Source organism: Streptomyces sp. 8K308 (assembly GCF_004348315.1).
GTDB lineage: Bacteria > Actinomycetota > Actinomycetes > Streptomycetales > Streptomycetaceae > Streptomyces.
This window is the reverse complement of sequence record NZ_SMKC01000437.1, coordinates 1-5,072: the sequence shown is the minus strand read 5'-3', so window position 1 is coordinate 5,072 and position 5,072 is coordinate 1. Positions and strand designations below refer to the sequence as shown.

Below are 5,072 nucleotides of genomic sequence, written 5' to 3'. Positions count from 1 at the left end.
CGGCTGGGCCGAGCGCGTGCTGTCCGTCGGCCGCGGTCTGCTCCTCATTGACGGCGTCGACGAGGTCCCGGAGACCGAGCGCGAGGCCACCCGCCGCTGGCTGCGCGACCTGCTCGCCGCGTTCCCCACCGGCAACCGCTGGCTGGTCACCTCCCGCCCCTCCGCCATCCGCCAGGACTGGCTCACCGACCACGGCTTCGCCGAGCTGTCCCTCTCCCCCATGAGCCGCGACGACGTGGCCACGTTCATCGACCGCTGGCACGCTGCCACCGGCACCGACCCGGCCCTCGCCGCTGAGTTGCGCACCGCCGTCCGCACCAAGCAGGAGCTCGGCCGCCTCGCCACCAACCCCCTGATGTGCGGCCTGATCTGCGCCCTCCACCGCGAGCGGCACGGTTTCCTCCCGCAGGGCCGGAAGGAGCTCTACGACGCGGCGCTGTCGATGCTGCTCGACCGCCGCGACACCGAGCGCCGCGTCCGGCCGACCAGCGGCCGGCGGCTCCCCAGAGAGCCACAGGTACAGCTCCTGCAGAAGCTCGCGTACTGGATGATCCGCAACGGCCGCTCCGAGATGGAACGCGCCGACGCCATCGCCGTCCTCGCCAGCGCCCTCCCCGCCATGCCCTACCTCGACGCCGACGCCGCCACCCTCTACCGGTACCTCCTCGAACGCTCCGGCCTGCTGCGCGAGCCGTCCGAGGGCCGTGTCGACTTCATCCACCGCACGTTCCAGGACTACCTGGGCGGCCGCATGGCGGTCGAGGAGCTGGACTTCCCGCTGCTCGTGGAGAACGCCCACCGCGACCAGTGGGAGGACGTCTTCCGCATGGCCGTGGCCCACGCCCGCCCGCTCGAGCGCACGCGGCTGCTGACGGAGCTGATCGACGTCCCGCACGGCGATCCCTCCAGCGACAGGCAGCTACGCCGACGCCGTAGTGACAGGGAACTGCGCCAACTACTGGTGGCCGCGGCATCCCTGGAACACGCCACGGAGCTGGACCCGGCGGTGCGCGAGGCCGTCGAAAGGCGGCTGTCCACCTTCATCCCGCCGCGGGGCCCGAACCTCGCCCGCAATCTCGCCGACCTGGGCGGCCCGCTGGCCCTGGACCTACTCCCAGGCCCGGAAGGGCTGAGCGACGACGAGGCGTACTATGTCGTCTCCACGGCCGTCCGCATCGCCACCGACGCCGCAATCCCGCTGCTGGCCCGCTACGCCGCCCATCCGTCGATGCACGTCCGCAGGGAACTCGTCAACTACTGGGGAAGCTTCGACACCGAACGCTACGCCGCCGAGGTCATCGCCTACCTCGACCCGGCGGATCTGGACTTCCCGGTGGCCGATGCGGACGAGCTCGCGGCCCTGCGCGCGCTCGGCGGGCGCGAACGCATCTGGCTCACCGGCCATCTCCCGCCGAGCTTGCTCATCGCCGGCATCGTCGCCGACCGCCTGACGTTCCTGCACCTGCAGCCGGTCTACGCCCAGACCAGCCTGGAGTGGCTGGCGGCCTTCCCCCGCCTGGAGGTCGTGCACTTCAGCGGCCGCCGCCGCCCGGTCCACGGCGTCCCCGACAGCATCCGCGTCACCTGGCACTAATCCGGCCTTGGGAACATCGGCAAGCGGTCATCGGTGAGGGGCATCGAGTATCCCTCGTGCGTGAAGCGATACACCGAGCGGCGGCAGATCGCTGTACGATCACGCGTGGGAACTCCGGGACGCCTACGCCTACGCCTACGCCTACCACACAGCCCCCGAGCGGAGCCGAAAGTTTCACGTCCTGCATGCCCGGGGCGTGTACACACTCCGAGGGCCGGTGGCGTTGTTCAACAAAGATCTTCCAGGTCTTCGTTCGGGTGATGGCGTGCTTGACGCGGGCGCGGACCTTGCGGTGGGAGGCGTTGTGTTCCTGCTTCCAAACAGGGAGTTCAGCCAGCTCAACCTTCCGCGAGTTGCATGGCCCCGGGTTCGGTAGAGACCTGACTCTCGAATGGATGGAGAAGCATTCCCTGCCCATGTCCGATCTCGCGGATGCCGAGGTGCTACGCAAGGCCCTGGACGCGCTGGCCAAGCGGCTCGACGGCAAGCCGGCCGCCGCCCGCACCGCCAAGCGCAAGGTCGATCTGCGGCGGGCCGTGCCCGCCGCACCCCAGGACGCCTACCTGGCGGCGACCCGGCGGGCCACGGAACGGGCCGCACCCCTGCTGGCCGAGCACGGCGAGCCAGGCCCGGGCCTGCCCGAGCTACGCGCCCTGATCGCCGCTCGGTACTCCCACGAGGGCCTGGCCACCCAGCCCCGGCAGATCCTCGTCACCAGCGGAGCGCGCGCCGCACTCGCCCTGCTCACGGCACACTTCAAGCCGCGCGTGGCCGCCGTCGAAACGCCCACCTACTTCGAAGCGCTCCACATGTTCCGCGGTACCGGAGCACGGCTGATCGGCTGCCGCGTCACCACCGAGGGCTGGGACCTCGACCAACTCGACGCCGCCCTCGCTGCGGCGCGCGGCCAACTCGCCTACCTGGTACCCGACTTCCACAACCCGACGGGCGCACTCATGTCCCCGCGTGTCCGCCGGACGGTGGCCGAGCTGGCCACCCGGTACGAGGTGACCGTCGTGGTGGACGAGACCATGCGCGACCTCGACCTGCGCGACGAGCCGGAGCCGACACCGCGGATCCGCCGGGCGATCCTGATGGGCTCGGCCAGCAAGGCGATATGGAGCGACCTGCGCATCGGCTGGATCCGCGCTTCGACCGCCCTCGTCGCCGAATTGAGCGGCCATCCCCTGGCCGGCCCACTCTCCCCACCGCCCGCGCAACAACTGATCGCCGCCGAACTCCTGGGCGACCTGGACCAGGTGCTCACTCGACGCAGGATCGAGTTGCGGCGCCAGCGTGACTACCTGTGCGGCCTGCTCGACGGCGACGGACGATGGCACTTCACTGTCCCGCCCGGAGGGCTCACCCTGTGGCTACGGTTGGCCTCCGCCCGCGCTGACGCGATCGTCGACCGGGTCCGCGAGGAAGGGATCGACCTGGCGCCAGGTCCGTTCTTCGCCCCTGACGCCGCTCTCGTCCACCACCTGCGCGTGCCCTACACCCCGCCACTCCACGTGCTCGACCGCGTCGCCGCCGCCCTCGACAGAGCCTGCCGAGGCTGAGCCTGCCCTTCGCCACCGGAACGACACAGTCAGCCCGTGCGCCGTTCATCAGCAGCGCCTGTTCACAGCCCCAGGTCGAGCCGCTTGTCCGTGTCGAGGCGGAAGGCGCCGTACGGGTTGACGTTGGACCAGAACCACGCGGTCAGGCCGCGTCGGTCCTCATCGCTCAGCTTCTTCGCCCGGGCCGGTTCGGTCAGGGCCTGCACCAGCAGGGTGTTGACGTAAACGAGCGCAGACTGGATCAGTTGCACGGGGAGCATCGACGCCTCGGCGTGCTCCTTGTCCGGGCCGGTCCAAAGCGCCGTCCCTGCTTCCTCGGCGAAGGCCTCGTCAAGGATCCACGCCAGCTCCTCGGTGACGTCCGCGTAGACGTACGCGAGGCGGCCCTGCGGCATGCAGGTGCGTTCGCTCCAAGCTCGGAGGTGGCTGTGGACGATGGAGTTCTTCTCGACGTAAGACCACAGTGGACGTACCTGCTCCTCCGTCATCGCCGGCGGGCGGCCGAGTCGGGCACCGCGGGCGCGAGCGGCGTCCAGGTCCTCGTTGGTGCCCTGCACGATGAGCCCGCGAATGAACTCCGCCAGGGCCGCGAACACGTGGAAGACCAGGAGTCCGCCGGGCGTGGTCGTGCCGAGCGCCTCATGCAACGAGGTGAAGCCGACGCCACGCTTGCGCAGGCCAGACACGATCGCGTTGAGATCCTGGATAGAACGGCCACGTCGGTCGAGCGACGGGACGACGAGGGTGTCACCCACGCGCAGGTAATCGAGGGCCTTCCACAGTTCCTCGCGTTTGGCGTTCTTGCCGGACTTCATGTCGGAGAAGATCCGGACACACCCTGCCTCGGTGAGTGCGTGGATCTGCCGGTCGAGCAATTGCCCCTTGGCACGACGACTTTTTGACACCGTTTTATGGAAATGATCCGGTGCCGATCCGGCTGTGAAGCCTCGCCTACCGATCTTGCTCACCAATCGGTCGTTAGATCATGCCTGCACGCCTCGTGCCGTGGCGTTACTGCATTCGAGGGCCAGGGCTTGTTCGAGGGACTCTCTGCTCTGGAAATGGTGGGCGGTCCAGCCTGCGGCGCGTGCTGCGTCGATGTTGGCCCCACTGTCGTCTATGAAGAGGATGTCGTCCGGGCAGGCGCCCAGTTGTTTCGCGGCGGCGTCGAAGGCGGCCGGGTCGGGCTTTCGGTGTCCGAGACGGTGGCTGAACAGCAGGTGGTCGAAGCCGTCGAACATCGTGGGGTACAGCCGCAGGAGCGCCTCCTGCTCCAGTGGGCCGTTGTTGGTGAACAGCGCCAACGGTCGGGAACCACGGTGGCGTTCCAGTGACGGCCGAACGGCGTGGTCGGGCCGGAAGGCGCTGCACCAGGCGGCGTCGAGGTCATCGTCGCCGCCGGTGAAGCCGGTGGCGGCCCGGATGTGGTCCCGGATCTCCGCCGCGTGCGGGTAGGTGCCCGAATCGCAGTCGGCGCTGAATCCGGACCGCCACAGCAACGCGTCGACTCGGTCGGTGGGGAGCGCGAAGGCGTCGGCCAGGCGTCGCAGGCGGTGGGCGTGGTCGAAGTGGAACAGCACGCCGCCGAGGTCGAGGACCAGGTGGTGGGGTCTCATGTGGTGACCTCGCGCGCCGCGGCCCGGATTTCGTCGAGCAGGATGGTGAGGTCGTCCTCGGTGGTGCTCGGGTGGAGGACGCAGGCGCGCAGGGCCGCGGCGCCGGAGATCCGTGTGCCGGTGAGGAAGGCGTGCCCACGGCGCTGCACGGCGGCCGGGATCGCCTCGTTCAATGCTTCCGCGTGGTCTGGGTCGAGGGTCGGAGGCCGGTGGCGGAACGCGGCGATGGAGGTGACGGCCGGGGCGAGCAGTTCGAAGTCGTCTGAGGCTTCGATCAGCTCGGCGAGCGTGCGCGCGAGC

Annotated in this window: 4 protein-coding genes and 2 pseudogenes; 2 read left to right on the top strand and 4 right to left on the bottom strand. The window is 69.6% G+C overall.

From position 1 onward, the window contains the following. Window positions 1-1,594 (top strand): NACHT domain-containing protein (locus E1265_RS33465; protein ID WP_132934713.1); only part of this gene is annotated, 1,594 nt, incomplete at its 5' end. Between the two features lie 235 nt (window positions 1,595-1,829). On the opposite strand, the pseudogene E1265_RS40030 reads toward E1265_RS33465, so the two are convergent. Then, a pseudogene (locus E1265_RS40030) lies at window positions 1,830-1,925 on the bottom strand (IS5/IS1182 family transposase); the annotation flags it as partial. Between the two features lie 64 nt (window positions 1,926-1,989). Here E1265_RS40030 and E1265_RS33455 point away from each other — a divergent pair. Then, a complete protein-coding gene (locus tag E1265_RS33455; protein WP_165953970.1) occupies window positions 1,990-3,156 on the top strand; it encodes a PLP-dependent aminotransferase family protein in 1,167 nt (388 codons plus the stop codon). A 62-nt stretch (window positions 3,157-3,218) separates the two neighbouring features. Here the strand turns inward: E1265_RS33455 and E1265_RS40025 are convergent, their stop codons facing one another. From E1265_RS40025 to E1265_RS37540, 3 genes and pseudogenes are all read right to left on the bottom strand, one after another. Beyond that, complete coding sequence (locus E1265_RS40025) at window positions 3,219-4,124, bottom strand: recombinase family protein (RefSeq protein ID WP_243741295.1); 906 nt, start codon at window positions 4,122-4,124, stop codon at window positions 3,219-3,221. A gap of 15 nt (window positions 4,125-4,139) precedes the next feature. After that, complete coding sequence (locus tag E1265_RS33445) at window positions 4,140-4,772, bottom strand: HAD family phosphatase (protein ID WP_132934711.1); 633 nt, start codon at window positions 4,770-4,772, stop codon at window positions 4,140-4,142. Further along, window positions 4,769-5,072, bottom strand: a pseudogene (locus E1265_RS37540) (amino acid decarboxylase); the annotation flags it as partial. The pseudogene E1265_RS37540 and the gene E1265_RS33445, both read right to left, overlap by 4 nt.

Coding starts and splice junctions, on each gene's coding strand:
- E1265_RS33445 (WP_132934711.1), bottom strand. CDS start 4,772: ATGAGACCCCACCACCTGGTCCTCGACCTCGGCGGCGTGCTGTTCCAC.
- E1265_RS33455 (WP_165953970.1), top strand. CDS start 1,990: ATGGAGAAGCATTCCCTGCCCATGTCCGATCTCGCGGATGCCGAGGTG.